General features: G+C 52.1%; 25 protein-coding genes. 17 read left to right on the top strand and 8 right to left on the bottom strand.

Annotated elements, in window-relative coordinates; genetic code table 11:
* Positions 1-13: 13 nt before the first annotated feature.
* The 7 genes from KQX66_RS34425 to KQX66_RS34395 all read left to right on the top strand — a co-directional run bounded on the left by KQX66_RS34425 (position 14) and on the right by KQX66_RS34395 (position 7,116).
* A complete protein-coding gene (locus tag KQX66_RS34425; RefSeq protein WP_216798061.1) occupies positions 14-1,081 on the top strand; it encodes a metallophosphoesterase family protein in 1,068 nt (355 codons plus the stop codon).
* Positions 1,082-1,155: 74 nt separating this feature from the next.
* Positions 1,156-2,739: a peptide chain release factor 3 gene (locus KQX66_RS34420; RefSeq protein ID WP_216798060.1), complete on the top strand. Its 1,584-nt coding sequence runs from the start codon at positions 1,156-1,158 to the stop codon at positions 2,737-2,739.
* 140 nt (positions 2,740-2,879) lie between these two features.
* Positions 2,880-3,155 carry a hypothetical protein gene (locus tag KQX66_RS34415; protein ID WP_216798059.1) on the top strand — a complete coding sequence of 92 codons (276 nt, stop codon included), beginning with the start codon at positions 2,880-2,882 and terminating at the stop codon, positions 3,153-3,155.
* Between the two features lie 206 nt (positions 3,156-3,361).
* Complete coding sequence (locus tag KQX66_RS34410) at positions 3,362-4,042, top strand: response regulator transcription factor (RefSeq protein WP_216798058.1); 681 nt, start codon at positions 3,362-3,364, stop codon at positions 4,040-4,042.
* The gene (locus tag KQX66_RS34405) at positions 4,039-5,448 is read left to right on the top strand and encodes a HAMP domain-containing sensor histidine kinase (RefSeq protein ID WP_216798057.1); all 1,410 of its coding nucleotides are present in this window, start codon (positions 4,039-4,041) and stop codon (positions 5,446-5,448) included. Before KQX66_RS34410 ends, KQX66_RS34405 begins: the two co-directional genes overlap by 4 nt.
* Before the next feature lie 33 nt (positions 5,449-5,481).
* A complete protein-coding gene (locus KQX66_RS34400) occupies positions 5,482-6,069 on the top strand; it encodes an undecaprenyl-diphosphatase (protein WP_216798056.1) in 588 nt (195 codons plus the stop codon).
* Positions 6,070-6,342: 273 nt separating this feature from the next.
* The gene (locus KQX66_RS34395; RefSeq protein ID WP_216798055.1) at positions 6,343-7,116 is read left to right on the top strand and encodes a YheC/YheD family protein; all 774 of its coding nucleotides are present in this window, start codon (positions 6,343-6,345) and stop codon (positions 7,114-7,116) included.
* A gap of 54 nt (positions 7,117-7,170) precedes the next feature.
* On the opposite strand, the gene KQX66_RS34390 is transcribed toward KQX66_RS34395, so the two are convergent.
* The 5 genes from KQX66_RS34390 to KQX66_RS34370 form a co-directional block, all read right to left on the bottom strand.
* Positions 7,171-8,649, bottom strand: a complete 1,479-nt coding sequence (locus tag KQX66_RS34390) for an ATP-binding protein (protein WP_216798054.1) — start codon at positions 8,647-8,649, stop codon at positions 7,171-7,173.
* A 2-nt stretch (positions 8,650-8,651) separates the two neighbouring features.
* Positions 8,652-9,347: a response regulator transcription factor gene (locus KQX66_RS34385; protein ID WP_216798053.1), complete on the bottom strand. Its 696-nt coding sequence runs from the start codon at positions 9,345-9,347 to the stop codon at positions 8,652-8,654.
* A gap of 188 nt (positions 9,348-9,535) precedes the next feature.
* Entirely contained in the window at positions 9,536-10,165 is a 630-nt protein-coding gene (locus KQX66_RS34380; protein ID WP_216798052.1) for an NADPH-dependent F420 reductase, read from the bottom strand.
* Complete coding sequence (locus tag KQX66_RS34375; protein ID WP_216798051.1) at positions 10,162-10,590, bottom strand: MerR family transcriptional regulator; 429 nt, start codon at positions 10,588-10,590, stop codon at positions 10,162-10,164. The genes KQX66_RS34380 and KQX66_RS34375 overlap by 4 nt, the downstream gene beginning before the upstream one ends.
* 136 nt (positions 10,591-10,726) lie before the next feature.
* The gene (locus KQX66_RS34370) at positions 10,727-11,491 is read right to left on the bottom strand and encodes a 4'-phosphopantetheinyl transferase superfamily protein (RefSeq protein WP_216798050.1); all 765 of its coding nucleotides are present in this window, start codon (positions 11,489-11,491) and stop codon (positions 10,727-10,729) included.
* A 185-nt stretch (positions 11,492-11,676) separates the two neighbouring features.
* Here KQX66_RS34370 and KQX66_RS34365 point away from each other — a divergent pair, with 185 nt between their 5' ends.
* From KQX66_RS34365 to KQX66_RS34350, 4 genes are all read left to right on the top strand, one after another.
* A complete protein-coding gene (locus KQX66_RS34365) occupies positions 11,677-12,750 on the top strand; it encodes a LacI family DNA-binding transcriptional regulator (RefSeq protein ID WP_216798049.1) in 1,074 nt (357 codons plus the stop codon).
* A gap of 76 nt (positions 12,751-12,826) precedes the next feature.
* The gene (locus KQX66_RS34360) at positions 12,827-13,981 is read left to right on the top strand and encodes a Gfo/Idh/MocA family protein (RefSeq protein WP_216798048.1); all 1,155 of its coding nucleotides are present in this window, start codon (positions 12,827-12,829) and stop codon (positions 13,979-13,981) included.
* Positions 13,982-13,998: 17 nt separating this feature from the next.
* A complete protein-coding gene (locus KQX66_RS34355; RefSeq protein ID WP_216798047.1) occupies positions 13,999-14,679 on the top strand; it encodes a ThuA domain-containing protein in 681 nt (226 codons plus the stop codon).
* 2 nt (positions 14,680-14,681) lie between these two features.
* A complete protein-coding gene (locus KQX66_RS34350) occupies positions 14,682-15,785 on the top strand; it encodes a Gfo/Idh/MocA family protein (RefSeq protein WP_216798046.1) in 1,104 nt (367 codons plus the stop codon).
* A gap of 59 nt (positions 15,786-15,844) precedes the next feature.
* Here KQX66_RS34350 and sspI read toward each other — a convergent pair whose 3' ends face one another.
* Positions 15,845-16,048, bottom strand: a complete 204-nt coding sequence (sspI, locus tag KQX66_RS34345) for a small acid-soluble spore protein SspI (RefSeq protein ID WP_025847231.1) — start codon at positions 16,046-16,048, stop codon at positions 15,845-15,847.
* 156 nt (positions 16,049-16,204) lie between these two features.
* On the opposite strand from sspI, the gene KQX66_RS34340 reads away from it, so the two are divergent.
* Positions 16,205-16,864 carry a potassium channel family protein gene (locus KQX66_RS34340; RefSeq protein ID WP_216798045.1) on the top strand — a complete coding sequence of 220 codons (660 nt, stop codon included), beginning with the start codon at positions 16,205-16,207 and terminating at the stop codon, positions 16,862-16,864.
* 17 nt (positions 16,865-16,881) lie between these two features.
* Positions 16,882-17,715 carry a TrmH family RNA methyltransferase gene (locus tag KQX66_RS34335; protein WP_216798044.1) on the top strand — a complete coding sequence of 278 codons (834 nt, stop codon included), beginning with the start codon at positions 16,882-16,884 and terminating at the stop codon, positions 17,713-17,715.
* Positions 17,716-17,887: 172 nt separating this feature from the next.
* Here KQX66_RS34335 and KQX66_RS34330 read toward each other — a convergent pair whose 3' ends face one another.
* Positions 17,888-19,036, bottom strand: coding sequence for a serine hydrolase domain-containing protein (locus KQX66_RS34330; protein ID WP_216798043.1), 1,149 nt, complete (start codon positions 19,034-19,036; stop codon positions 17,888-17,890).
* A gap of 33 nt (positions 19,037-19,069) precedes the next feature.
* Complete coding sequence (locus tag KQX66_RS34325) at positions 19,070-20,425, bottom strand: erythromycin esterase family protein (protein ID WP_216798042.1); 1,356 nt, start codon at positions 20,423-20,425, stop codon at positions 19,070-19,072.
* Positions 20,426-20,709: 284 nt separating this feature from the next.
* Here KQX66_RS34325 and KQX66_RS34320 point away from each other — a divergent pair, with 284 nt between their 5' ends.
* The 4 genes from KQX66_RS34320 to KQX66_RS34305 all read left to right on the top strand — a co-directional run bounded on the left by KQX66_RS34320 (position 20,710) and on the right by KQX66_RS34305 (position 24,241).
* Complete coding sequence (locus KQX66_RS34320) at positions 20,710-20,886, top strand: hypothetical protein (protein ID WP_216798041.1); 177 nt, start codon at positions 20,710-20,712, stop codon at positions 20,884-20,886.
* 298 nt (positions 20,887-21,184) lie between these two features.
* On the top strand, positions 21,185-21,481 hold the full coding sequence (locus KQX66_RS34315) for a hypothetical protein (RefSeq protein ID WP_253957632.1): 297 nt from the start codon (positions 21,185-21,187) through the stop codon (positions 21,479-21,481).
* A 354-nt stretch (positions 21,482-21,835) separates the two neighbouring features.
* Positions 21,836-22,411 (top strand): sensor domain-containing protein, encoded by a 576-nt coding sequence (locus KQX66_RS34310; RefSeq protein ID WP_216798086.1) that lies wholly within the window; start codon positions 21,836-21,838, stop codon positions 22,409-22,411.
* A gap of 54 nt (positions 22,412-22,465) precedes the next feature.
* Positions 22,466-24,241, top strand: coding sequence for a helix-turn-helix transcriptional regulator (locus tag KQX66_RS34305; RefSeq protein ID WP_216798085.1), 1,776 nt, complete (start codon positions 22,466-22,468; stop codon positions 24,239-24,241).
* Positions 24,242-25,415: the final 1,174 nt, after the last annotated feature.

The raw sequence follows: 25,415 nt of genomic DNA, 5'->3' as shown, positions 1-25,415 counted from the left end.
GGGGGATCTTTACATGTCCAGACGCGCTTTTATACGCTGGATGCTCGGACTTCTGGTCATGATCGGGGCGGTGCTCGCAGGACTGATCAAGCTGCTGCAGCAATCGGTCGACCGGCAGGCGGTCGGCGGGGCACAAGCGTCGGGTGACATCGTGCTGCCAAAGACGGAGCGGGTGACGAATCCCGATCCGGCGGCGGGGAATCCGACAGCGCCGTTGTTCTCGTTCATGATTCTCAGCGATTTGCACGTATCGCCTGACGATCCTAACACGGTCCGGCATTTGAAGCAAGTGCTTGATGATATGAAGCAGTTCGAATCGCCGGTCGAGGCGCTCGTGCTGACGGGCGACGTAACCGACTACGGGCGGGAGAGGGACTACAAAGAGTTGAAAAAGACGTTGTCCGCTTACAAGCTGCCTCCGGTTTACGCCAACATGGGCAACCACGATTATTATGACATTTGGATCGACCGGAAAGGGGCTTTCAATAAAGAGACGATGCCCAACGGCAAAACGGACTGGCAATCGCGCGAGCGGTTCCAGAAGTTTTTCGGATTGTCGAAGCCTTATCACGACGCTTGGGAGAAAGGGTACCACTTGATCCTGCTGTCGCAGGAGGCTTATGTGCAGGAGAAGCCCGAGGTAAGTGAAGGGGCATGGTATTCCGACGAACAATTGGATTGGCTGAAGGAACGGCTGGCTTCGCACAAGGACGGCAAGCCCGTCTTTATCATGACCCATCAGCCGCTGCCGCCTGCCGGACAAGACGGAGGATCGCACCAATTGATTCCGGCGAAAAAATTCCGCGAGCTCCTGAAGCCTTACAAAAACGTGTTCGTGTTCTGCGGGCACCGGCATCAGGATTTTCAAGGCACGGTGGAGCATTACGCCAAAGAAAGCTTTCACTATTTTCATAACTCCTCGGTCGGACGCGTGCTGAACCGCAATTATCAAAATGCGGCCAAGGAGAAGGCCCAAGGATTGTATGTGCAGGTATATCGAGACAAAGTGACGCTGCGCGGCCGGGCGTTCGAATCGGGAACGTGGCTGAAGGAAGCCGACTGGACCGTCAAGCTGACTTAAACCTGCGGTGACATGAAGCTGCTGCAGCTTCCGGACCGCATCACCGAATAAGATTGAGGAAGGAATTAACCGATATGAGCACCGGATTATCCGAGAAATTAAAAGAAGAAGTACAGAAGCGGCGCACCTTCGCTATCATCTCCCACCCCGACGCGGGGAAGACGACCTTGACCGAGAAGCTGCTGCTGTTCGGAGGCGCGATTCGGCTGGCCGGTACGGTCAAAGGGCGCAAAGCGAACCGCCATGCGACGAGCGACTGGATGGAGATCGAGAAGCAAAGAGGGATTTCGGTCACCTCCAGTGTGATGCAGTTCGATTATGAAGGACATCGGGTCAATATTCTCGACACCCCGGGCCACCAAGACTTCAGCGAAGACACGTACCGGACGCTAACGGCGGCCGACAGCGCCGTCATGCTGATCGACTCGGCTAAAGGGGTCGAGGCCCAGACGAAGAAGCTGTTCCAGGTGTGCCGCAAGCGGGGCATTCCGATCTTCACGTTCATCAACAAGCTGGACCGCGAGGGCCAAAATCCGTTCGATCTGCTCGAAGAGCTGGAGCAGGTGCTCGGTATCCGCTCGTATCCGATGAACTGGCCGATCGGGATGGGTAAACAATTTCGCGGCGTGTACGACCGGAAGCTGACGCAGGTCGAGCTGTTCCAAGGCGACGATCATAAAGAAATTCAAGTGCGCAAAGTGAGCGGCTATGACGACCCGGTCGTGAAAGAAATCGCAGGCGAATTTTTTTATGACCAATTGGTGCAGGACTTGGAGCTGCTCGATGTGGCGGGCGATGAATTCGACTATGAGAAGGTACAGAAGGGCGAGCTGACGCCCGTATTCTTCGGCAGCGCGATCAACAATTTCGGCGTGCAGACGTTCCTTGAGAATTTTCTGCAGCTCGCTCCGACACCGACGCCGCGCAAAAGCAACGAAGGCTTGGTCGATCCGCTGCACGAGAAGTTTTCCGGCTACATTTTCAAAATTCAAGCAAACATGAACCCGGCTCACCGCGACCGGATCGCTTTCCTGCGGATTTGCTCCGGCAAATTCGAACGGGGCATGTCGGTGAAGCACGTGCGGGTCGGCAAAGACATCAAGCTGGCGCAGCCGCAGCAATTTCTCGCGCAGGACCGCGATATCGTCGAGGACGCTTATCCAGGCGACATTATCGGGCTGTTCGACCCGGGTATTTTCCGCATCGGGGATTCGCTGTGCCAAGGCGGCGGCTTGGAATTCGACGAGCTGCCGACGTTCTCCCCGGAGCTGTTCTCCAAGGTGACGGTCAAAAACGCGCTGAAGCACAAGCAGTTCCAGAAGGGCGTGGACCAACTGACCGAAGAGGGCACCATTCAGGTATTCAAAACGATCGGCTTCGAGGATTTGATTCTCGGCGTCGTCGGACAGCTCCAATTCGAGGTGTTCGAATACCGGATGAAAGCGGAGTACAGCAGCGAAGTGCAGCTGTCCCGGATGACCTACCAGTTCGCGCGCTGGCTCGTCGGCGACGACATCGATCCGGCCAAGTTCCGGATCAACTCGCAGCTGGTGAAGGATAAGAAGGACAATTACGTCGCGCTGTTCGAGAACGAATACGCGCTGCGCACGGCGATGGAGAAAAATCCGAACCTGAAATTTTTGGAGACCGCGCCCTAATGGTGCCGATCCGATAAACAACAGCCCTTCGCGGTCTACGTGGCCGAACGAAGGGCTGTTCTTTTTTTGCCGGGAGTGGTTAAGTTTGATAAAATAGGGATACAGTGGGAGGAGAATGGGAACGGGAGGGATGCTTAGTTATGAAAAGCAAACCATACAATCCGTACGAAGATGTCGCCCTGCACGCTACGCAGCCGAGCCGAACGTTGATTATGGAGGACCGGAAGGCTTTTAACGATGCGATTCATCATTTCGACGTCGTCCAAGGGGTATCAACGCTCAAACGTCTGGACCATTACCCCAGCCGCATTAAAAACCCGTTTCGTTTATACGTGATTATCTCGGTAGGATCGATGGCGGTCGCGCTTGCTTACTCCTTTATCCAAAATGTATGGGCTGCCTTGAACGGAGGCTAGAGACGCCTCGAATGGCCGGTCAGTTGGGACACGGAGCCCGGCCGGCCGTTTGCTTTTTTAGGGGATTTAGCGGAAGCGAAATTTTTCTCTTTTCTCATCGAATTTTCAGCTTCGTTGTGTATAGTTAAAGCAGCGGCAGAGGGGCAATAATAGAACCGAGACCATTGCCGCTTTTTACTATTTCAAGAGCAGCCAGAGGGAACAGGATGAAAAGGATTCTTATCGTGGAAGACGAGCGAAATTTTGCCCGCTTTATGGAATTGGAATTGATGCACCAAGGCTATGCCATTACCGTCGTCGGGAGCGGTCAGGAAGGCCTGGAAACCGCGACCCGCGATGCCTGGGACGCCATTCTGCTTGATGCCATGCTGCCGGGACTGCACGGCTTCGAGGTGTGCCGCGGCATTCGCCGTGCCGGCTTCGCGACGCCTGTCATTATACTGACGGCTCGCGACAGCGTTATGGATCGCGTATCGGGGCTGGACAGCGGAGCGGACGATTACTTGCCGAAACCGTTCGCGATCGAGGAATTGCTGGCTCGGATTCGGGCGGTGCTCCGGCGGAGCAAGCGGGGGACGGCCGAACCGGAAGACGCATTGACGTATCGCGATCTTCGGATCGATCCGGTGACCAGAACCGTAAGCAAGGCTGGCGTACCACTGGACCTGACCAAGCGTGAACACGAGCTGCTGCTTGTACTTATGACCCATAGGGACAGGGTATTAAGCCGGACGATGCTGCTTGATCTGGTCTGGGGATACGACTGCGAAGTTGAAACGAACGTGGTCGATGTGTACGTCCGCTATTTGCGCAACAAAATCGACGATCCGGCGCAGCGGAGCTATATTCAAACCGTCCGCGGCATCGGCTACGTCATCCGGTCATGAAAAAGCTGCGAATGCGCTTCACCCGGCTGCCGATCAAATGGCAAATGACCTTATGGTCGGCTTTCATGCTGTTCGTCTTGTTTACGGTCTACAACGCCGTTCAATATATAGGCATCAACCAATGGATGAGCAGCCGCGAGGTGGAATCGGTGCGCAAAACGATGGGCGAGCTGCAAAGTTATTTTACGGAAAAAAGCGATATACTGGATGCCGGCCAAATCGTCAGAAGCAGACATTTCATTCAGAGCATCAATCAAAAAAATCAATTGATCCGGATTTTGGACGGAGAGGGAAAGCCAGTGCTGACGGTACTTACGGCGCTGCCGGAGGATTGGGTCGTGCCGCGGCCGGTCACGAAGGTCGAGCTTGAAAGCGTGTGGCATCAAGAGGAGCATCTGCTCGTTCTGCGCGCCCCGGTCGTATCGGAGAAATTCCGCGGCACGATTGAAATCGTCAGCAATCTGGAGACGTTCGACGAGCTGGAAGGGGTCATCACGCTGGTCATGATTCTGGGCGGTATCGGCGGAATCCTGCTGAGCGGCCTGGGCGGTTTGCTTCTGGCCAGCCGGCTGCTGAGACCGGTCCAATGTATAACGGAAACGATGAGAAGAATCCAGCGGAACGGGCTGCAGGAGCGGGTGCCTTTTTACGACAATAAGGATGAGATTTCGGCGCTGGCTCATGTGTTCAACGAGATGATGGATCAATTGGAAACGTCGTTCCGCAAGCAAAAGCAATTCGTAGAAGACGCTTCGCATGAGCTGCGGACCCCGATTGCGATCATTTCCGGACATTTGTCGATGCTGAATCGTTGGGGCAAGCACGACCCGGTCCTTGTGGACGAATCGCTCAGTGCTTCGCTAGAGGAGCTTGAACGTCTGAAGGGACTCGTGCAGGAGCTGCTGGAGCTTACCCGCGCGGAAAATGCCAGTCCGGACGGCGCCATCGAGCTGTTCGATCTGGGAGAAACGATCGCCCAAATCGTAAAGAACGTCTCCGTGGTTCATCCCGAGTTCGAGATTACGACGGATGTGGATGCGCTGAAAGGCGTCCAAATCCGGCTGGTTCCCAATCATATCAAACAAATTTTGTTGATTTTGTTGGATAATGCAGTGAAATATTCGACCGAACGAAACAAAATCCACGTTTCAGCCGTCTTGGTAGAAGATAGGATGCTGCGCATCGCCATCCGCGATTACGGCATGGGCATTCCGAAAGAGGAAGTGGAGCACGTGTTCGACCGGTTTTACCGGGTGGACAAAGCCCGCAGCCGCAAACGCGGCGGCAGCGGTCTGGGACTTTCGATCGCCAAGCGGCTCGTCGAGAAGTATCATGGGGACATACGTTTGGAAAGCGAAGAGAACCAGGGAACGACGGTGACGGTACAATTGCCGTTCAGCCGTTAACGGATCGGATAACGGGAAGAGGAGAGATCGCGTATGTTATTGAAATGGGACTATGATTTATTTGAAATGATCAACGGCTTGGCTGTCGATCATACGACGCTCAACGTATGGATGCGCTTTTTCGCGGAATATGCGGAATATTTCTTTTATTTGGGCATCCTCGTGTACTGGTTTACCCGAAAGCAAGAGAACCGCCGGATGGTGGCCAAAGCGCTCTGTTCCGCTGTTGTGGCGATGGGGATCGGTTCGCTGATCGGCATGTTGTTTTACCGGAACCGGCCGTTCGTCAGCCACGAGGTTCATCAGCTGATCGAGCATGCGGCCAATGCGTCGTTTCCCAGCAGCCATGCCATCGGCGCTTTTGTCATCGCCACCTCGATCTGGCTGTACCGTCGTAAGGACGGATACGTCTGGCTTGCACTGGCCGCATTGATCGCTTTGTCCCGGATCTGGACCGGCGTCCATTATCCGATAGACGTAACCGTCGGAGCACTGCTTGGCATCGGCTCCGCCGTAGCCGTCAACAAGCTGTTCACCCAATGGACGCTCGCCCGACGAGGGTTGGCCGCGGGGTTGTCGTTTTTTGCAAAAATCGAGCGCAAGCTCGGCTATAAATCGTAGTTTTGAAGCAGTTGCCTGCATCGCGGCAGCTGCCTTTTTTTGCGGAAAATCGGCCGTACCGCCGGTCTTTGCCTGCTCGGGCCACCTATCGTAGGCCTCTATACCTGACCATGCTGTGGCGGGGGGCATACACTATGGTGGACGAACGAGGACAGATTCAGGCTCAGAGGAACCGGATAGCGGGAGCAGAAGGTTCGTCAAAGGCGCTGCAGAGGAAGATGGGGGCAGCCTGGTGCCAACCGTTCTCCGGCCGAAGGAAGAAAGGTGGATGAAATGAAGAAGAGCAAACCGAATTACAGCAGCTACATCGTGAGCAAATGGGCCAAAACTCAGGCGGTGATTCCGAACCGAAAGCTGGCCAAATACATCCCCGAGACGCGCAAGCTGAACCGCGAAAGCTTGAGGGGGATGCTGAGCCGATACGGCATGGTCTATGTCAAGCCAAACAGCGGCACTTACGGCATCGGCGTGATGCGGGTGGAGCGGCTGGCCGGCGAAGGGGGCGCATCTTATCGCTGCCATATCGGAACGAAGATTCACACTTTTACTCATTACGATGACTTATACAGACATATCGTGGGATTGACCCGAAAACGGATGTACTTGGTGCAAAAAGGCATTCATCTGCTTAAATATAGGAAGCGGCGCTTCGATCTTCGCGTCATGGTGCAAAAGACTCCGACCGGGAACTGGCAGACGACAGGATTGATCGGGCGCGTCGCTGCACCGGGGAAGGTCGTGACCAATGTGCATAACGGAGGAAAGCTCAAACCCGTAGAGGTTTTGCTGCAAGGGCATGCCAGTGGCGCTGAAAAGACAAGATTAACCTCAGGGCTGCGCAGACTTGGCACTTCCGTTGCACGGCAGCTTCGTATTAAGTATAGAAGGCTTAAGGAAATCGGGCTGGACGTCGCACTGGACCAGAAGCTGCATCCATGGATTTTGGAGATTAACACGGCTCCCGACCCTTATATATTCCGAAAGCTGAAGGATAAGCGGATCTTCGCGAGAATTTACCGGTACGCAAAAGCTTACGGACGGCTCTGAGCAGCCGTCCGTTCGTTATGAGGGAGGGCCTTGCGCAGCTCCCCGGTATCCGCGTTATCCCGCTTCGCCGTCCTTGGATGCGGCTTGGTCGGTTTTGGGAAGGGCGATCGTGAACGTGGTGCCGATGCCGGGCGTGCTGTCCGCTTCGATCGTGCCTGCATGGGCTTCGACCAGCTGCTTGACGATAGACAGGCCGAGTCCGGTCTCGCTGTTGCTCTTGGACCGGGACGGATCGGCCTTGTAGAACCGCTCCCAGATGAGGGACAGCTCCTCCTCGGACATGCCGCGGCCGGTATCCGCAATCACGATCACGGTATGCGTTTCCGTTTCGGAGCCGGTCAGGCGGATCGTGCCGTATGCCGTAAATTGGATGCTGTTTTTGACCAGATTGATGAGAATTTGCATAAGCCGGTCGTAGTCGGCATACACCTGCAGGTCCGGCCCGCATTCGATAAGAATGTGCAGGCGCTTCTCTTCAATCAACACTTCGAGCGACTCGTGAACGATTTCGAACAGATCTTTGAGCGGCGTCCGTTTTTTGTTCAGCGTGATGAGGCCGCTTTCGATTTTCTCCATGTCAAGCAGCCCGTTAATGAGCCGGATCAGGCGGAACGTTTCCTTCTCGATGATGCCGTAATAATTGGTCCGCTCCTCCGGCGAGTGAACGAGATCGTTCTTCAGCCCTTCGATGATGCCGCGGATCGAGGTAAGCGGCGTGCGCAGCTCGTGCGTCACGTCCATAATAAAATGGCGGCGCCGCGTCTCGAACTGCTGCAGCTTATGCAGGGCGAGCTCGAGCTGCTGGGCCATGGAGTTGAAGTCGCCTGCGAGCTCGCCCAACTCGTCCGACCGGCGCACCGTGGATCGGGCGGCATAATCTCCCGCAGCAATTTGGCGGGTCGTTCGGCGCAGTGACAGAATACTCATACTCATGCTTCGGGAGAATATCCAACTGACCGCGACGGCTAGTACGAAAATAACGACGATCATATAGATCAGCGCTTGGTTAAGCGCCTCCATCGTCTCTTGGATGCCGTGAAGCGGGGAAAAGACGAAGAGGTGCAGCTCGGTTTTTTGCGGCTTCAGCTTGGTTTGCCTGTAAACGACGACCCACGGCTCCTCGGCTCCGCGTTCGACGATGAAGCTTTCGTTGTTCTTGGTGTCGGACATGTGCGACCGCAGTTCGTCCAAGAATGCCTTGCCGCGCAGTGCGCCGGGCATCCTCGGATCGCGATAAGCGATTTCGCCGGCTTGGTCCAGCAGGATGAACGACGTCCGGCGCTCGGCCAGCAGGGTGCGATACGCTTGAAGCGCGCTGGTCGGGTCTTCCCCTTCTCTTGCGAGCAGGCGTACGATTCCTTTGGAGACGCTGGCCAGTTCTTCCGTCTCGTTGTCGAACGTTCGCTCCTTCATATAGTAAGTAAACCCGGCCGCCAGCAGGACGAGAATGAGCATGGACAGAAGAAGATGGGATAGAAACTGCCGCTGGAAAAACGTAAACCGGAAGCGCGGCCGCAGATGGCTCAGCTTCATTGTCATTCCTCCAGCTTGTAGCCCACGCCCCAGACGGTCACGATCAGCGGATGCTCCGGCGAAGACACCTTGTTGCGCAGCCGCTTGATATGGACATCGACCGTGCGCTCTTCGCCCAAATAATCGTAGCCCCACACGCTTTCCAGCAGCTGTTCGCGGGTAAAGACGCGTCTGGGATACCGGACGAACAGCGAGAGCAGGTCGAATTCCTTCGGCGTTAAGTTGCTGATCGTATTCCCGCCGACGGTGGCGGTCCGGGAGGACAGGTTGACGACAATCGTCTTGTGCTTAAGCAGCTCATGCGGCTCGGCCGCCCCTTCTGCCTCAGCCCCGCCGCCTCGATGGTACCGGCGAAGCACGGCTTTCATGCGGGCGATCAGCTCCATCGGGCTGAACGGCTTGCTGACGTAATCGTCGGCACCGAGCTCCAGCCCCATAATCCGGTCCTGCTCCTGATCCCGTGCCGTAAGCAGGATGACCGGCGTTTCCCCTTTACGGCGTATATCTCTGCATAGGGCCAGTCCATCCTTGCCGGGAAGCATCCAGTCCAGGATGACAAAATCCCATGTGTACCGGTCAAGCTGGTCCTGAGCGCTAAGCCCGTCATGAACGAAGGTTGTATCGTACTGTTCTTTTTGAAAAAACAAATGCAGCATTTCGCAAACGGACGTATCGTCCTCCGCGATCAACAGTTTCATGGCGGCACCTCCATCGAAGTCGGAATGGTTCGGTTAAGTCTGTTACTTCCAGCATAGAGGCTTCCAAGCGGGATAGCAAGTCAAGCGGGAGGCCGAACGGATTATTGCGCTCGGGGTATGCACAAAGACAAGCCCTCTGCTTGCCGGGCTTGTCTTGGATTGACGATCATATAGGCGCTTGATTTCCGCTAACTTCCGCTTAGAACCGGGTTGTCCATACCCCGCCTTAATATCCGCAAACCGTAATCGCGTCCAAATTGAGGAGAGAGTATGCTCCAAAGCGTCCCTATAGCTGCTTCTATCTTCTCCATGCTGGCCGAATCGCCCACGTCCACCGGATCGAGGCCGATGTCGCGGGACAGTCGGGCAACGATTTCTTTGGCCTCGGCATCATCGCCGCTCAGAAACGCAGTTGCGTTGCCCGTTCCGTATTGAGGGTTCGCCAATACTTCCCAGGGCAGGGTGTGATAAGCCCGAACGATACGGGCGTTTTGTGCCAGTCGTTGGACTTCCATGTCCGCGGATTTTCCGTCAAAGCGGTTTGTGCAGTTGATGAGGATTTTATTGTCCAGATCCCCTGCTTCTTCAAGGACGCGTTCCACATCGGAAGGGAGAACTGCCAGAAGAATCACCTCGCCAAAGGCAGCGGCTTCCTGCACCGTTCCTGCTTGAGCGTTGGTTCCGGCCTCCTGGAGCAGTGTGCGTATCCTATCGCTTTGCGGGTCGCGCGAGCCGAACATGACTTGATGCCCGTGCGCTGCCCACCTTTTTCCCAAGGTTCCGCCCATATTTCCCGAACCGATAGAAGCTATCTTCATTTTTGAACCTCCTTATCTTCTTCTAAGTTTACATGTTCGTTCAACATCTTATCGTAATAGTCCAGTTTCTCTTTTGTAAGTTGAATGATGTTATCCAGCTCCCGGCGTTGTTGTTCCATTCTGTCCAAATGCCCCGAAAGAATTTTTCTTCGGCTCGATAACGTCTGGATCTCGTCCGGCTCCCACACGGAGGAATGATTGGCGAAACATTGGCCTTCCTGAAAAAACTCCTTAATCTCTTCCAGCGATAATCCCGTTTTCTTCAGACAATTCAAAGATGCCAATAGTCGAACGTTATCTTCGCTATACCTGCGTACACCGCCCGGACCTCTTGGGGGCGACTTTAATATACCTATCTTTTCGTAGTATCTCAGGGTATCGGGACTAAACCCCGTAAGCTCGGCCGCTTGCCGGATTGTGTACATATTCATCACCGCCTCTCTTTTCCGTATTCTATCCGCTGGAGTCAGCTCCAAGTCAACACCCGGGATGCCATCTCGATAAAAAGAACAGGGATCGGCTGACCTCATTGGGTTAGCGATCCCTTCACGTAGCTTCCGGTCACCGGGCATCGGCGGCAGACAATGTACCGAAAAGCCGCTGAATCTCCGGGATGTTCACTTTGAATTCGGTTCTCTTCGGATGGGTGATCGAGCACATGTAGCGACCGATGCGGAACGAAATGGTACCATATTGGGCGAAATTCGTGTAGCTGGTGACGATGCAGTCTTGTCTGATGTCCAGATGATTGATTTCATACACGGGGAGCGGGGTCATGAGTCCGGTCTTCAAGATCTTCGACAAGGATTCCTTGGATGTCCATAGCATTGTAAGCGCGGCCTCGTATTCGAGAGAGGTGTCCGCAATCATTTGCTTCTCGGACGCTGTAATCTGCGATTCGATCGCACTGACGTTGGCGCCGTCGATTTTTTCCAAGTCGATCCCTAACGGGTGGGCCTCGGGGAATGCAACGGCAGCCGCGATATGGTCGCAATGCGTAATGGTAATCTGAAGAGGCTCGGTTCGCGGAAGCATGATCACCGGCTGCTGGAACACTCCTGGCGACACCCATATTTGCCTAAGCTGAGGTTCCGCCATACGGGTGTAAGCGGAGATCGCCTGCTTCGCGCAGTAGCGGCCGAGTACAAAGCTGTGCTTTCTTTTATATTGAAGCTTCCGGTAATAATCCAGTTCCTGTTCATGCAGGATGGTCAATGCTTCCGTATCTTCATATGGATATGTACGGCTGCCAAGACACAGCTGCGCTTTAAAACGATTGTCAGGCCTTATTAATGCCAACTCCTCCAAATACGATAAGGTGTCCAACTTCATCTCTCCCCTCGGTTTTCGTTCGTGATCAACGTCGTTATGTAGTTAATCGTTTCCCATAATTCACTAGCTGTCAATAGGTGAAAATGTTTACTATTTATTGAAATGAATGCCTGCATTCAGGGTTGACATAAAAAGCGGAAACATGAGATAATGAACGCGCGTACATTTATTTGAAGGAGGTGGCTGAAATCGTAACCCGAAAGGAAGTTGCAGAGCTGGCGGGCGTATCCGAAGCGACGGTTTCCCGCGTTTTCAACGACGTCGGTCCGATGAAAGAGCAGACCCGGCTGCGGGTGCTTCAGGCCGCCAAAACATTAAATTATCATCCGAACGCGATTGCTCAAAGTTTCGCCCGCCGCAGAAGCGGCAACTTGGGCGTTGTGCTGCCTTACGTACCGAAAGTGCATATTTTCTCGACCTACTATTTCTCCGAAGTGCTTAGCGGAATCGGGGAGCAGGTGAAGGCTTCAGGCTACGATATGCTGCTGAAATTCCGCGTTCCCGGAGAGGAAAGCGATTACAGCAGTATTTTTCGTTCACAAAAGGTGGATGCCTGCGTGATCCTCGGAGCGACGGATACACCCTCGGAGCGGGCGGAGCTGAAAAAGTTGGAAGACGGCGGGTTCCCGTTTTGCCTGATCAACCAGCATATGAGCGGAGAGCGGTTTAATGAAGTGGATGCGGATCATGAGGAAGGAAGCTATCGTGCGGTAAGATATCTGCTCGACCTGGGATATCGGGATATTGCGTTTTTGAGCGGCTCGCCCGAATTTTCCAACAGCGGCGACCGGCTGCGGGGATACATGCAGGCCATGCGCGAAGCGGGACTGCTGCCGGCGGATGCCAAGGCTCCGGGCGACCTGCCCGCGCATCTGTACTACGAAGGCAACTACAGCCGAACGAGCGGGATGAAAGCGGCATCGGCGATGCATCCGCACCTGAGCCGGATTGAGGCGGTGTTCGCCTCGAACGACCGGATGGCAATCGGTTTGATGCAGGGGCTTCGCGAGTACGGGCACGTTCCCGGCCGGGATTACGCGATTGTCGGGTATGACGATTCGGAGGCCGCCCGCGTGACTGACCCGCCGCTCACGAGCGTCGCCGTGCCATTTTACGAGATGGGCCGGCTGGCGGCAGAGCGGGTGCTGAGACGCATCGGTGTAGGAAACGATGGGGGCGGCGCATCGGATAGCTTCAGACTGAAGCTGGAGACGAAGCTTGTCGTGCGGCAGTCGTGCCGCATCCTGCGGTAACATCGTCGCTGCGAACGATTCGATAAGGGACGATGAAGGGTAATAAGTGAAAGGTCAACGGAGGGAGGAGCCGAAGATGAAACAAGTCCGCATAGGGATGGTCGGGTACAAATTTATGGGCAAGGCGCACAGCCATGCTTACCGCGATGTACCGATGTTTTTTCCGAAGGTGCCGAAACCTGTGATGAAGACGATCTGCGGGCGCGATGCCGAAGCCGTGGCGCAAGCGGCGGAGCAATTCGGATGGGAAAGCTGCACGACCGACTGGCGGGATCTCCTGCAGCGCGAGGATATCGATCTGGTCGATATTAATGCGCCGAGCCATGTGCACAAGGAGATCGTGCTGGCCGCCGCCTCTGCGGGCAAGCATGTGTTCTGCGAGAAGCCGCTTGCTTTGACATTGGCCGAATCCCGTGAAATGCTCAGGGCCGTGGAAGCGGCCGGCGTCAAGCATATGGTCGGCTTCAATTACCGCTTCGTTCCCGCGGTTCGGCTGGCGAAGAAGCTGATCGACGAAGGGCGTTTGGGGCAAATTTATCACTTTCGCGCCTGGTTTATGCAGGACTGGCTTATTGATCCGGAGTTTCCACTCGTATGGCGGCTGCGGAAGGAAGTGGCCGGCTCCGGCGCTCACGGTGACTTGGGCGCGCATCTGATCGACCTGGCGCATTACTTGATCGGAGATATGACGGAAGTCGTCGGAATGAACGAGACGTTCGTCAAGGAAAGGCCGCAGCCGGAATCGGCGGCAGATGCGGCAGCGAACGGACAACAAGCTCGGGGCCCTGTTACCGTCGATGACGCAACCTTGTTCCTTGCCCGGTTCGCTGGAGGGGCGCTGGGCAGCTTTGAGGCGACGAGGATCGCGGGAGGCTGCCGCTGCCGAAATGCGTTTGAAATCAACGGCAGCGAAGGCAGCGTTAAATTCGACTTCGAGCGGATGAACGAGCTTCAGGTGTTTTTTGCCAATGATCCGGACGACGTGCAGGGCTTCCGGCGCGTGCTGGCGACCGATCCGTCTCATGCGTATGCGGAAGCGTGGTGGCCTCCCGGGCATACGCTCGGCTACGAGCACACCTTAATTCACGAGACGGTCGAGCTGCTGCAGGCGATTGGAGAGGAGCGGCAGCCGGTCCCGAACTTTCGGGACGGCGTGAAAAGCCAGCAGGTGCTGGAAGCGGTCGATCTGTCGATTGCGGAACGCCGCTGGGTTTCCATTCAGGAAGTGTAGAAAGGGGACATCGAGGGATGAAAAAAGCATTGATCGTGCGGGGCGGCTGGTCGGGACATCAACCCGAGGAAATCGCCGGCCTGTTCCGGGACCTATTGATGGACGCGGAGTTCGAAGTGGAAGTGTCGGATACCCTCGAGGCTTTCGCCGATGGTGAAAGGCTGAAGACGCTGGATCTGATCGTGCCGGTATGGTCGATGGGGGAAGCCGATCCCGCACTCATCCGGAACGTCTCGGCGGCCGTTCAGAACGGCACCGGTCTCGCCGGCTGCCATGGGGGGATGTGCGACGCGTTCCGCACGGACGTCGAATGGCATTTTATGACCGGCGGACAATGGGTTGCTCATCCGGGAAACAACGAAGTGGATTACGAAGTCAAGCTTATCCCGAGCTCCAACCCGCTGCTGGACGGCATCGGCGATTTCCGCGTACGGAGCGAGCAGTATTATATGCACGTCGACCCTGCGGTCAACGTTCTGGCGATCACGCGCTTCCCGGTTGCGCTTGGACCTCACTCACCGAATGGTGCCGTCGATATGCCCGTCGTCTGGACAAAATGGTGGGGAGCGGGGAGAGTATTCTATTGCTCGCTTGGTCATGAGAAAGGCATTCTGGAAATCCCGCAGGTGAACGAAATCATGCGGCGCGGCTTGCTGTGGGCTTCGGACGGGCGGGCGGAAGCGGCCCGGAGGACTTGACTATGAATAAGCTTAAAGCGGGAATCGTCGGCTGCGGCAAAATCAGCGGTATCTATTTGCAAAATTTAACCGCGAATCCGGAGCTTGAAGTGGCGGCTTGCGCCGATTTGAACGTGGCACGGGCCCGGGCGAGCGCCGACGAATACGGCATCTCGAAAGCCTGCACACCTGCCGAGCTGCTGGCCGACCCGGCTATTGACATTGTCGTCAATTTGACGATTCCCTCCGCGCATGCCGAAGTATGCCTGCAAGCGCTGGAGGCCGGGAAGCACGTCTACGTCGAGAAGCCGCTCGCCGTAACCCGGGAGGAAGGGCGGGCCATTCTGGCAAAGGCAGCGGAAACAGGGCGGCTCGTCGGCAGCGCCCCGGATACATTTCTTGGCGGCGGCATACAGACCTGCATCAAGCTGATCGAAGACGGCTGGATCGGCGTGCCGGTAGCCGCCTCTGCGTTTATGATCGGACGGGGCCACGAGCACTGGCACCCCGATCCGGAATTTTACTATGCGAAGGGCGGGGGGCCGATGTTTGATATGGGGCCTTATTATTTAACCGCCCTCGTGGCTATGCTTGGACCGATCCGCCGGGTTACGGGCTCGGCCGGCATCTCGTACCCGCAGCGCACGATAACAAGCCAGCCTAAATTCGGCTGCACGATTCAGGTGGAGACGCCGACCCATATTGCGGGCGTAATCGACTTCCGCAGCGGCGCGATCGGAACGATCATCACCTCGTTCGACGCGTTCGGCGGAACGGAGCTGCCCCGGATTGAGATTTACGGAAGCGAGGGGACGCTTAGCGTGCCCGATCCGAACACGTTCGGAGGGCCGGTACGGGTCCGCCGCTATGACGCGACGGAATTCAGCCTTATGCCGCTTACCCATGGCTCTACGGACAACTGTCGCGGTCTTGGCGTACTGGATATGGCCGCAGCGATTCGACAAGGGCGGACCAACCGTGCCAACGGGGAGCTGGCCTATCACGTATTGGAGGCCATGCATGGCTTCCATGACGCTTCTACGCATGGAGAGCATTATGAGATGCACAGCAGCTGTGAACGTCCGGTGCCATTGAAAGCCGGGCGCGCCCGAAGTATTTTCGACTAATTGCAATAATATGACGGAAAAGCGCGCAGGGGCCGTTCCCCGCACGCTTTTTTGCCGTTTTAAGCCAAATGTTCTTTGAGCGTCGCGACCATTTGGTTCTGCGCATCCGCTTCGCTGTGCTTCCAAATAATTTCGAACAATACTCCAAGGCCCGGCAGCACACGTTCTTCCGCATCCATCGAATCCGCAATAACTTCAAAGAGCTCTTCGTTGCTTTTGTCATGCATGCGCTGAATGATCGCTTGCCGCAAATTCAGGTTCATGGCAGTTCCTCGCTTTGTTGTCTTTTCCACTTGGTTGATGCGATTTCGCTTTTATTAATATGCTCCGCTTGAATTAGTTTCATGCTTCGGCACGAACTTTGGTGAACTGCCGCGCTTCTTGATATAATAAAGAAAGGAGAAGGGGGATGAGCACGGATGAAAAAACAATTCGCCGTCATCGGCATGGGACGCTTCGGCTCCAGCGTAGCCAAAACGTTATCGAATCTCGGCTTTGAAGTGCTGGCGATCGACAGCAGCGAGCAGCGGACGCAGGAAGTGTCGAATATTGTGACGCACGTCGTTCAGGCCGATTCCACCGATGAAGAAGCGCTGCGCGCTCTCGGATTGCGCAATTTCGACGTCGTCATCGTCGCAATCGGACAAGATATTCAGGCTAGCATTCTGACAACGATCATCGTCAAGGAAATCGGCGTGCCGAAGGTTGTGGTCAAGGCGCAGAACGAGCTGCACGGCAAGGTGCTCGCGAAAGTAGGGGCGGATAAGGTTATTTATCCGGAGCGCGATATGGGCGTCCGGGTGGCCCATCATTTAATTTCATCCAACATTATCGATTACATCGAGCTTTCGGAAGACTACAGCATCGTCGAGGTTCAAGCGGTTGGGCAAATGGTCGGCCGTAATCTGAGAGAGCTCGATATTCGCGCCAAATACGGCTGCAACGTGATGGCGATCCGAACCGGAGACAAGATGAACATCGCTCCGCACGCCGAAGATATCATAAAACATAACGACATTCTGGTTGTCGTAGGGACGAACGAGGATTTGAAAAATTTCGAAAAGACGTTTGCGGAATAGAGGGCAAAAGAAATCGTATGAACGATAAAAAAAAGACAGTTTCCAGTGAATCGGCCATCCTTAGCTCGGTTCAAAACCCGCGGGTAAAGCAGTGGACCGAGCTGCTCAGCCGTAAAGGGAGGGACAAGCAGGGGCGCTTCCTGATCGAAGGCGTCCATCTCGTGCAGGAGGCGCTCCGCACCGGCGACCTGATGCCCGAGGTATTGGTTTACGCCGCAGATAAGAAGCAAGCGATTGCCGGGCTGCTGGAGGATGCGGCGGCCAAAGGAGCGGAATGCGTCCCGGTAACGGAAGCCGTGCTGGCTAAATGCACGGACACCGAGACGCCGCAGCCCGTATTCGCGGTCGTCCCGAAGCTGCCGTGGCGCGGAAGCGATCTGCTCGCGGCCAGTGAGCCGAACGGGCTGGTCGTCGTCATCGACGGCATCCAAGACCCCGGCAATCTGGGCACGATCATCCGTAGCGCCGATGCGGTAGGCGCCTCCGGCGTACTGCTTGGCAAAGGGACCGTCGATCTGTATAACCCAAAAACGGTCCGTTCGACGATGGGGTCGCTTTTCCATCTGCCGATCGTCCAAGGCGACTTGACTGAATGGTTGCCGCAGGCGGCCGAGTCCGGTGTGCAGGTTGTCGCTACAAGCTTGCAAGGAGCGGTTAGCTGCTACGAGCACGATTTTCGCAAATCCACGTGGTTTGTCATCGGCAACGAAGGGCAAGGCGTCTCCGAAGAAGTTCGGCAGCTCGCCCGGCATCAGGTACTCATCCCGATGAAGGGACGCGCCGAATCGCTGAACGCGGCGATGGCCGCTACCGTCGTTCTGTTCGAGGCGATGCGGCAGCGGGGGCTGTGAGACAACTAATGTATCAAGTTGTGAGTTATAACGTAAATTGAGACTGTTTATAAGATAGTTTGAGACTGTTTATCTCGGACATTCCGTCGCGGGCAGAGGAAACGGTCGGGGCCGAAATGGCAGCAAGCTGGCACCGGAATAGGAAATTTCCGGTGCCAGCTTGCTGGTGTTCTTAATGTGATGAAGAGCAAATGAGTTGCTCGGCAATGCTTTTGGAAAGAGGCAACGTATTATCAGAAGGCATCGCATTGATATTAAGGGTTTGTACATAATCCCCGCCGCGAGTTCCACCTGTGAACGTTGCGAATCCTGGAACGTTGCCGCCATGCCCCCAAATCGTAATACCATTCGTCAGCTTTATTCCAGCGATCCCCAAGCCGTATTCACCTGCTGGAGATTCAACCCCAGTTAACATCTGATCTAAAGTAGCTGGTTTTAATAGCTTGCCACTAAGTATAGCATGGAAGAATGTATTCATATCATCCGCTGTGGAGATCATAGATCCCGCAGCATCTGCCCAAGAGGGATTCATTTCGGTTCTGTCTATGAATTGACCGTCGAGTACGAAGTATCCTCGTGCATGTTCACCTGGAATAAACGAGTAGTCGTCGGGTACATAAGTGCTCGTTAGCTTAAGGGGAGCTATGAAACGTTTCCTAATATGTTCCCCGTATGTTTCTCCAGTAGCCTTCTTAATAATCATCCCTGCCAGTACCGTATTCGTATTGGAATAAACCCATTTCTCTCCAGGCTTAGAGATTGCCTTCATGTTCAGTCCAGTACGAACTAATTCGTCAGCAGTAAAGGAATGTAACGGGTTTGGGAGAAATTTATCGAGAAAATCCTGGTGATCTGAATAGTCAGGAATACCGCTTGTTTGGTTTAATAGTTGCCGAATCGTGATATGATCCCCTTCATATTCAGTACCCTTAACAACATCAGGCAGCCATTTGTCTATCGTGTCATCCAGGTTCAGTTTTTGTTCATCAACAAGCTGAAGAACGACCATTGCAGTAAACGTCTTTGTTAGACTACCGATCCGGAAAGTAAAGTTCGTCTTAACCGGGTCAGTACCGTAAATGCTTGCTTCACCGGAAGCATATGCCCATTTTGATCCTTTGTTTAAGGAAGCTACAATTATGCCCGGTATATTTTGTTGGTTAGCAGCTTCATCGATAAGTTGCTTGGCTTTGGTCTGCGAATCTTGACTGTAAGTAGTAACGAGGGGATCCGCCTGCTTTGCAATACCAGTTCCTTGTAATGGCAGTAATAGAGTCGCGGTAATCATTGTCGATACAGTGAGCATAGAAATTTTGTTCATTTCGTTTCTCCTTTTGATTATGGAATCGTCGTATTATTCATTCATTTGTGATGGAGTGACCTTATTGATATAGAAAAAGATGTCAAATGTCTTGCCGAATGCAGCGTCTACAAACAAAGGTACTTGAGGTCCCAATTTTGTTATTCCGGCAAATAGAGGACGGGTTTCATCTAACCAAGTTTTCACCGAACCGCTTGCTTTGCGCAAGTCTACAAAAAATTGATCTTGTTTGACTTGTCCGAAGGTATAGTTAATACTATTGGGGTCATCGCTTTTAACCGTTCCGTAAGGACCGAATTTGCCGCTTTCATTAATACCGTTATATGAACCTGAATTGATTGAAGTCCCGATGGATACGTATTTGTCGCCGTAATGTTTAGCCAAATGTTGTCCTGACATCTCCGGATATACGAATGGAAGAATATTGGTTTTGGATATATGTCCGTTATGACCCCATACAATGGTTTTCCCCCATTGCTCTTGTGTCCACTTCGCATTTTCATACATTGCAATATCATGTCTTAAGAAGAACTCCGGCTGTTCTTCAGCTGCAAACATATGAATAAATTGCTCGATAATACGGGCGCTATGCAATGCCCATGCGTAATCTTCTTTTTGCTTGCCGGTATTAGCTTCATTTTTTTCTAGCAGCTCAATAATAGACCGGGCATTGGAAAGATGCTTTTCTTTCTCATCTTTGGGCAGTTCCGCAAAACTTTGCTCATCTTTTGTTGCGGGAATAAGCTCTTTCATTTTGCCATTTAATTGAGAAATCAAATTCGGATGATATTGTTGGATATAGTCCGAAATTTTGTTAAACACATGTTCATCTAATTTTTGTTGATCCATCCCGATTACACGTACTTTGTTGACATGTTTGGGATTTGCATTGTAGTCACGAATCCATTCCAACATCTGTGTCTCTTCTTTATTGTTAAACGTGGGGCTGAGATTTTTGCTTGGATGCCCTTCACCTGTAAGAACATAGCGATCAAGCATCAATCCGTTCCCCCAGTTCTCTTCTAAGACAAGGTTTGTAAACCCCAATTCCGTAACCATATACTGTACGATACGTTGTTTCATTGTGAAGATTTCATGCATGCCATGAGAAGCTTCGCCTAAACCAACAATAGAAGCGGATCCTATCATCTCTTTAAGTGGTTGTAAATCTTCCAAAGAAGCACGAGGCTCAGTTGTTGTTAATTTGATTGCATTCTTCTCCAGCCACTGTAATGGAGTCTGGTTGTCCTTCATGTCAGTTTCAAGTTTAGATGCAGGCGTATTGCCCGAACTGGATGGTGTTGATGGGATTTCTTCTGTGGAACAACCGGCCAAACTTATACTACATATTGTAGTAAGCGCCAGTCTCGTTAATAATTTCTTGTTCATTTTTTTCCTCCCTAGGGTTATTGTTTGACATTCGTTGCGAAGCGATTTGTCTCCCCGAGTATTGCAAAGTAATTGTCATACTGCCAAGATGCATTATGTCACCATGACGCGTATTTACTGTCATATGACGGCTTATCGCCCAATGCTTTCTGGGACCGAAGTGAGCAATTCGGCTTCACGACAGAAGCTTATTCCTTGGATGAAGCGTTACAAGCGGCGGCAGAGGAGGCGGCGAGATCGATCATTTTGTCGGATACCGGCGATAACCCGCGGCAGGCGCTAGCATGGATTTGACCCTCGTTCTGAAGCGGCTGCTAGAGTTGGATTGGCGGGAAACGCTTGTTGCCGTCATCGTTGATGCGGCAGCGTGGGAGATGTGTTCGAAGCAGGTGAAGGCGGGCGTGGCGGACTCGGTCTCAGACGGTTCTATCCGACATTTGCTTGCGGTGATTCGCAGCTAGCCGTCCCGCAGAGGTCGTCACGCTGGGAACCGTTCGCGGCAAGGCATGCGCTGTCGTCCAGAGCAGTGGGGTTACCTTATATTTAATACGAAAGAAATGACGATTGAATGGATTCGGGTCTATAATAACAATCCAGACAATGATCAAAAAGTGCGTATCATAGGCATGTGGAAACGATTAGCGAAAATGTCTATGAATCGATCATAGAGTATGTGCAACTGCATAAACCGGAACTTGTGCCACTTTTGAACGATAAGTTTAAAGACCTTATCCTCGAACGAAGGATGCGTACATTTACATGAATCTTTCGGAAGAAATGAAAAACAAATATCATGAAGACACCGAAGAAATTCGTAGGTTGCTCGAACAGAATACAATTGAACGGGGAATCCCCAGAATTCACCTGGATCGAACAGCATGCTGCCGTCATCGAACAGTTTACCAAAATGATGGGATACTTACCGGAGAAGACTTTTACAATCAGTATGATATTGCGATGTACGAAAATGCCAGATGGACGGAGGAGAAATTTGGGAAGTCGATCGTCTGGGCGCGCAACGGCCACACCGCGAAAACAAATCATTTCGTTGACTGAATCCAAATAACTTATCATTTGACAATCCAGGACTACGTTTGTAATATGTTATTTTGGATTACGCAAGTAGTCAATTTATCCAGAGAGGAGTCAACGATCCATTGAAGCACATACCTCAAATTACCGAAGCGAAGTGGGAGATCATGAAGGTTCTTTGGGTTCGAAATTGCGAAACGTCTTTGTCCGATGACAATAATACAATCTCTTGAATGCCGATTAAACAGCTGTTTTTTTGTTTTCGGGATAATCCTCTCTTTGGAAAGTATCACATGACATTTTTACACTGGCGCAAATGACACAGGAAGCTGTACGATACGGGTATTACTGGAGAGGAGCGATGAACCTATGAAGAACATTGTGACAGGTTTCATCCAAAATGGTTATTTTTTATTATTGACTTTTGCTACAGGTTTGTTTTACTTTTGCTTCTATCTGGTTGCTCTATCGTTTAGTTTAAGCCTTTCTTTTACAGTCATTGGCATTCCTTTAGTCACTCATGTTTTACGAACAACTGCAACGTTTATTCAATTTGAGCGAACGCAAACAAAAATTTATACCGATGTTACGATTGCCCCATACGACAAGAAAGCGACAACGGAAGGATCGGTGTGGACTCAAGCCAAATCCGAGCTGACGGATCGTCGCAATTGGGTCGCCGTCTATTGGTTGATGCAGAAATTAGTGATTGGGCTTATCAGCCTCGTCAGTGCCGCAGCGCTCTATGTAGCTCCTTTTATGTTACTCCTGACTCCACTGCTGTATCGTTACATTGATATGAATGTTATTATTATGCGTGTAGATACTTTGGCAAAATCGCTCATTGTGATGGCGGTCGGAGCCGCATTTGCTTTGATCAGCTTCAAGCTAGCCGATCGCTTGGTGAAATCGATCGGAGGTTATACTCGTATCATGATTCGACAGTTAAAATGACAGCTATGAAAAATATCAGACGTTGGATACAGGGGTTGAAACGAATTGTTGGACATGGTTAAACAGTGGATATGGTATGACTGGATTATGTTGGCGACCCGCTTTATAAACAGCACTACGCTCATCATCACGATGATCAGTGTTCAGGAAGGTTTGACACTACCGCTTTGGATCGTTGTTTTCTGGGGAATCGCTGCCTTCTCCATTCCTTGGCTTTGCTTGCAGTTCAGTTATAAATACTACCTGTTCACGGAAATGCTGATCTATGGCGGACTGTGCATCTATTTAACTTCATTGTTCCCTGTTGCTTTCGTCTCATTTCTTGTCTCTGCGTTTCTCATCGCGGCGAATAGCGCCCACCGATCTTATCGTTGGACGGCTCCGGCCACGATCCTTATTTTCCCCGCCTTGTTCTATACGGTAGCGCAAAGCAACGATTACTTTATTACGATCAGTTATTATGGGCTTGCTTATGTGATGGGCTTCGCCTTTCATTTATTGATCGTCAATCATCGGCAAAATGAAACGATTCGTAAGCAAAACGCGGTGCTCGAGCAATATATGTCCCAGATCGAGCGCATTACGCTGACGGAAGAACGAAATAGGCTGTCGCGGGAGCTCCACGATACGGTTGGGCATGCGTATACTTCCATCATCATGGGAATGGAGACATTGCGTGCCGAGCTTGTTACCGAAACAGGCATACAAAGACTAGATTCCTTGCTTGAACTGGGCCGCAAAAGCATCGAGGAAGTGAGGGGCTATTTGCATCAAATGGGATCAGCAGAGGATTCGCTGATTCAGTCTCTGCAACTGCTTGGAGATGAATTTCAGGAGCATGCCCAGGTCAATGTCATTTTCCGAGTGTTGGGAGAGGAGTATATGTTGTCACGGCAAGCGAAAATGGCCTTGACTCGCTGTATGCAAGAGTCGCTTACAAATGCCGTTCGTCACGGCGAGGCGACGGAAATGACCGTTTCACTACAATTCGAACAGCAATTTACGAGGCTTGAGGTGCAGGACAACGGGCGAGGGATGGAAGAGTGGCGCGAGGGGTTCGGCATTAACGCGATGAAGGAACGAGCGATGAATTTGCAGGGCCAAGTATCCGTTTTTACGAAACCGGGGGACGGGACACGGGTCACTTGTACTTTGCCCCGACAAGCGGAGACGTTGGAAGAGGAGATACGTTTGCTGATTGTCGATGACCAACCGTTTATTCGAGAAAGTTTGCGGACGCTGCTGGACAAATTCCCGGATTTGGTCATAGTCGGCTTGGCTGAGGACGGCGAGCAAGCTGTCGACTTGTGCGGACGTCTTCAGCCTCACGTGGTGCTCATGGATTTGGACATGCCGCGCAAGGGTGGAGCGGAAGCGACCACGATCATCAAGGAGCAGTGGCCTCATATCCGGGTATTGATTTTCACCACGTTTCAGGATAGCGAGCAAGCGCGGGATTTACTGCGCAACGGCGCGGACGGTTTCCTGCTGAAAACGACGGAGCCGCTTGAGTTAGCTAATAAGATACGGATTATTCACCGTGGAGACACGTTGATCGAACAGGGAATGTCCCGCAAAATATTTGAAAAGCTCGATGAGAGCAGCGTATTACCGCGATCGAATACGGCCGATACCTATGATTTGACACCCAGAGAAATCGAAATATTGCAGCTTGTCGCCAAAGGTCACCGGTACAAGACGATAGCGTCCAAATTGTATTTGTCGGTCGGCACGGTCAGAAACTACGCCAGCTCAGTTAATACTAAGCTTGGCGTCAGCAACAAGGAAGAAGCTGTTATGAAAGCTTTGGAACTTGGAATCATCGCATAAACCCGGATGATAACGAGCGGCATATACAATTGGCTTCGTTTATATTTTGAAGAACGCAGTAAAAGAAAAGAGGAGTATAATCAAGAACGTCTGGAAGACGACGATCTCGTGGAGTTGGCAAATGCTCACTTTCATCTCTTTGGAATGGACGAAACGGCCAATTTTCTTTTGAATTGGAAACCTCGTAATGTAACGTATCGAATCACGGGTCCATTTATTAAACGACTTGTTGATGCTGGAGAATTAGAATTTTTTCCATATAGGAATAATTTACATGATGTTTAACCATCTCATTAAACAATCCGGAGCTGCTTTTGCAGCATTAACTTTTATTTTCGATACAATTTTATTAGGAGAGCAGAGCGATACAAAGACGCGGTTTGTTTCCCTGTAGGGGAACAAGAATGTACAGTTATATCGATCTGTACGCGGCGAACGTTATTAATATTTGCAATTTCTTGTTCTTTAATTCCGGACAAGGAATTGCATTTACTCTTCGCTCTTACTCCACTGTTTTTAAGGCATAAAACGGCACCGAGCATATGAACACCGCTCCACTTCCCTTGGTTTATGCTGCCGTTCTCCCCTAACACCTAAGCCTGCCCAAATGGAAGTCGTGCTCAAGATGACTAAGAAAATGATGTTTGTCTAAGGTTATCTTATAAAAATATAAGGTTTGTCCAATCGGATATTATAAACAGTCTCACATTGATGTTAAAAAAAACAGCCTAAAATGGGCTGTTTATGTCTCAAATGATCGTATAACTCACAATATGACAAGATTACTTGAATAAGAAGACTACCCAAAAGGAAGAAAATGTTTGTTGCTTAATATCAATTAACATGATATATTGTTAATCCGGCCGTTGAGAGGCGGACGTGAGTCAAGCAAATAACGGATGATCTGCTTCGATTGATTCGTACTTTCGAGACGGATTGGAAGAAAAAAATGCTATTGACTTTCAAGTGGTTAACATGATATATTATTTCTCGCTGCTTCGGTAGCAACGTTGAGTAAGACGAATTTGTTCTTTGAAAACTGAACAACGAGTAACGTGCGAATCTCATTTTGAGATTCAATTAAGCTAGTAAACGAATTGAGCTTTAATCAGCTTTTCTTTAATGGAGAGTTTGATCCTGGCTCAGGACGAACGCTGGCGGCGTGCCTAATACA

The organism is Paenibacillus oleatilyticus, assembly GCF_018998565.1.
Lineage (GTDB): Bacteria > Bacillota > Bacilli > Paenibacillales > NBRC-103111 > Paenibacillus_G > Paenibacillus_G oleatilyticus.
This window is presented reverse-complemented; position numbering and strand designations above follow the sequence as displayed.

Bases quoted from the DNA above. Each gene is read 5' to 3' on its own strand.
- KQX66_RS34420 (WP_216798060.1), top strand. From the start codon at position 1,156: ATGAGCACCGGATTATCCGAGAAATTAAAAGAAGAAGTACAGAAGCGG.
- KQX66_RS34335 (WP_216798044.1), top strand. From the start codon at position 16,882: ATGAACGATAAAAAAAAGACAGTTTCCAGTGAATCGGCCATCCTTAGC.
- KQX66_RS34385 (WP_216798053.1), bottom strand. From the start codon at position 9,347: ATGAAACTGTTGATCGCGGAGGACGATACGTCCGTTTGCGAAATGCTG.
- KQX66_RS34425 (WP_216798061.1), top strand. From the start codon at position 14: ATGTCCAGACGCGCTTTTATACGCTGGATGCTCGGACTTCTGGTCATG.
- KQX66_RS34350 (WP_216798046.1), top strand. From the start codon at position 14,682: ATGAATAAGCTTAAAGCGGGAATCGTCGGCTGCGGCAAAATCAGCGGT.
- KQX66_RS34320 (WP_216798041.1), top strand. From the start codon at position 20,710: ATGGATTTGACCCTCGTTCTGAAGCGGCTGCTAGAGTTGGATTGGCGG.
- KQX66_RS34390 (WP_216798054.1), bottom strand. From the start codon at position 8,649: ATGAAGCTGAGCCATCTGCGGCCGCGCTTCCGGTTTACGTTTTTCCAG.
- KQX66_RS34305 (WP_216798085.1), top strand. From the start codon at position 22,466: ATGGTTAAACAGTGGATATGGTATGACTGGATTATGTTGGCGACCCGC.
- KQX66_RS34325 (WP_216798042.1), bottom strand. From the start codon at position 20,425: ATGAACAAGAAATTATTAACGAGACTGGCGCTTACTACAATATGTAGT.
- KQX66_RS34410 (WP_216798058.1), top strand. From the start codon at position 3,362: ATGAAAAGGATTCTTATCGTGGAAGACGAGCGAAATTTTGCCCGCTTT.
- KQX66_RS34340 (WP_216798045.1), top strand. From the start codon at position 16,205: ATGAAAAAACAATTCGCCGTCATCGGCATGGGACGCTTCGGCTCCAGC.
- KQX66_RS34405 (WP_216798057.1), top strand. From the start codon at position 4,039: ATGAAAAAGCTGCGAATGCGCTTCACCCGGCTGCCGATCAAATGGCAA.
- KQX66_RS34380 (WP_216798052.1), bottom strand. From the start codon at position 10,165: ATGAAGATAGCTTCTATCGGTTCGGGAAATATGGGCGGAACCTTGGGA.
- KQX66_RS34395 (WP_216798055.1), top strand. From the start codon at position 6,343: ATGAAGAAGAGCAAACCGAATTACAGCAGCTACATCGTGAGCAAATGG.
- KQX66_RS34330 (WP_216798043.1), bottom strand. From the start codon at position 19,036: ATGAACAAAATTTCTATGCTCACTGTATCGACAATGATTACCGCGACT.
- KQX66_RS34400 (WP_216798056.1), top strand. From the start codon at position 5,482: ATGTTATTGAAATGGGACTATGATTTATTTGAAATGATCAACGGCTTG.
- KQX66_RS34415 (WP_216798059.1), top strand. From the start codon at position 2,880: ATGAAAAGCAAACCATACAATCCGTACGAAGATGTCGCCCTGCACGCT.
- KQX66_RS34315 (WP_253957632.1), top strand. From the start codon at position 21,185: ATGAATCTTTCGGAAGAAATGAAAAACAAATATCATGAAGACACCGAA.
- KQX66_RS34375 (WP_216798051.1), bottom strand. From the start codon at position 10,590: ATGTACACAATCCGGCAAGCGGCCGAGCTTACGGGGTTTAGTCCCGAT.
- sspI (WP_025847231.1), bottom strand. From the start codon at position 16,048: ATGAACCTGAATTTGCGGCAAGCGATCATTCAGCGCATGCATGACAAA.
- KQX66_RS34355 (WP_216798047.1), top strand. From the start codon at position 13,999: ATGAAAAAAGCATTGATCGTGCGGGGCGGCTGGTCGGGACATCAACCC.
- KQX66_RS34360 (WP_216798048.1), top strand. From the start codon at position 12,827: ATGAAACAAGTCCGCATAGGGATGGTCGGGTACAAATTTATGGGCAAG.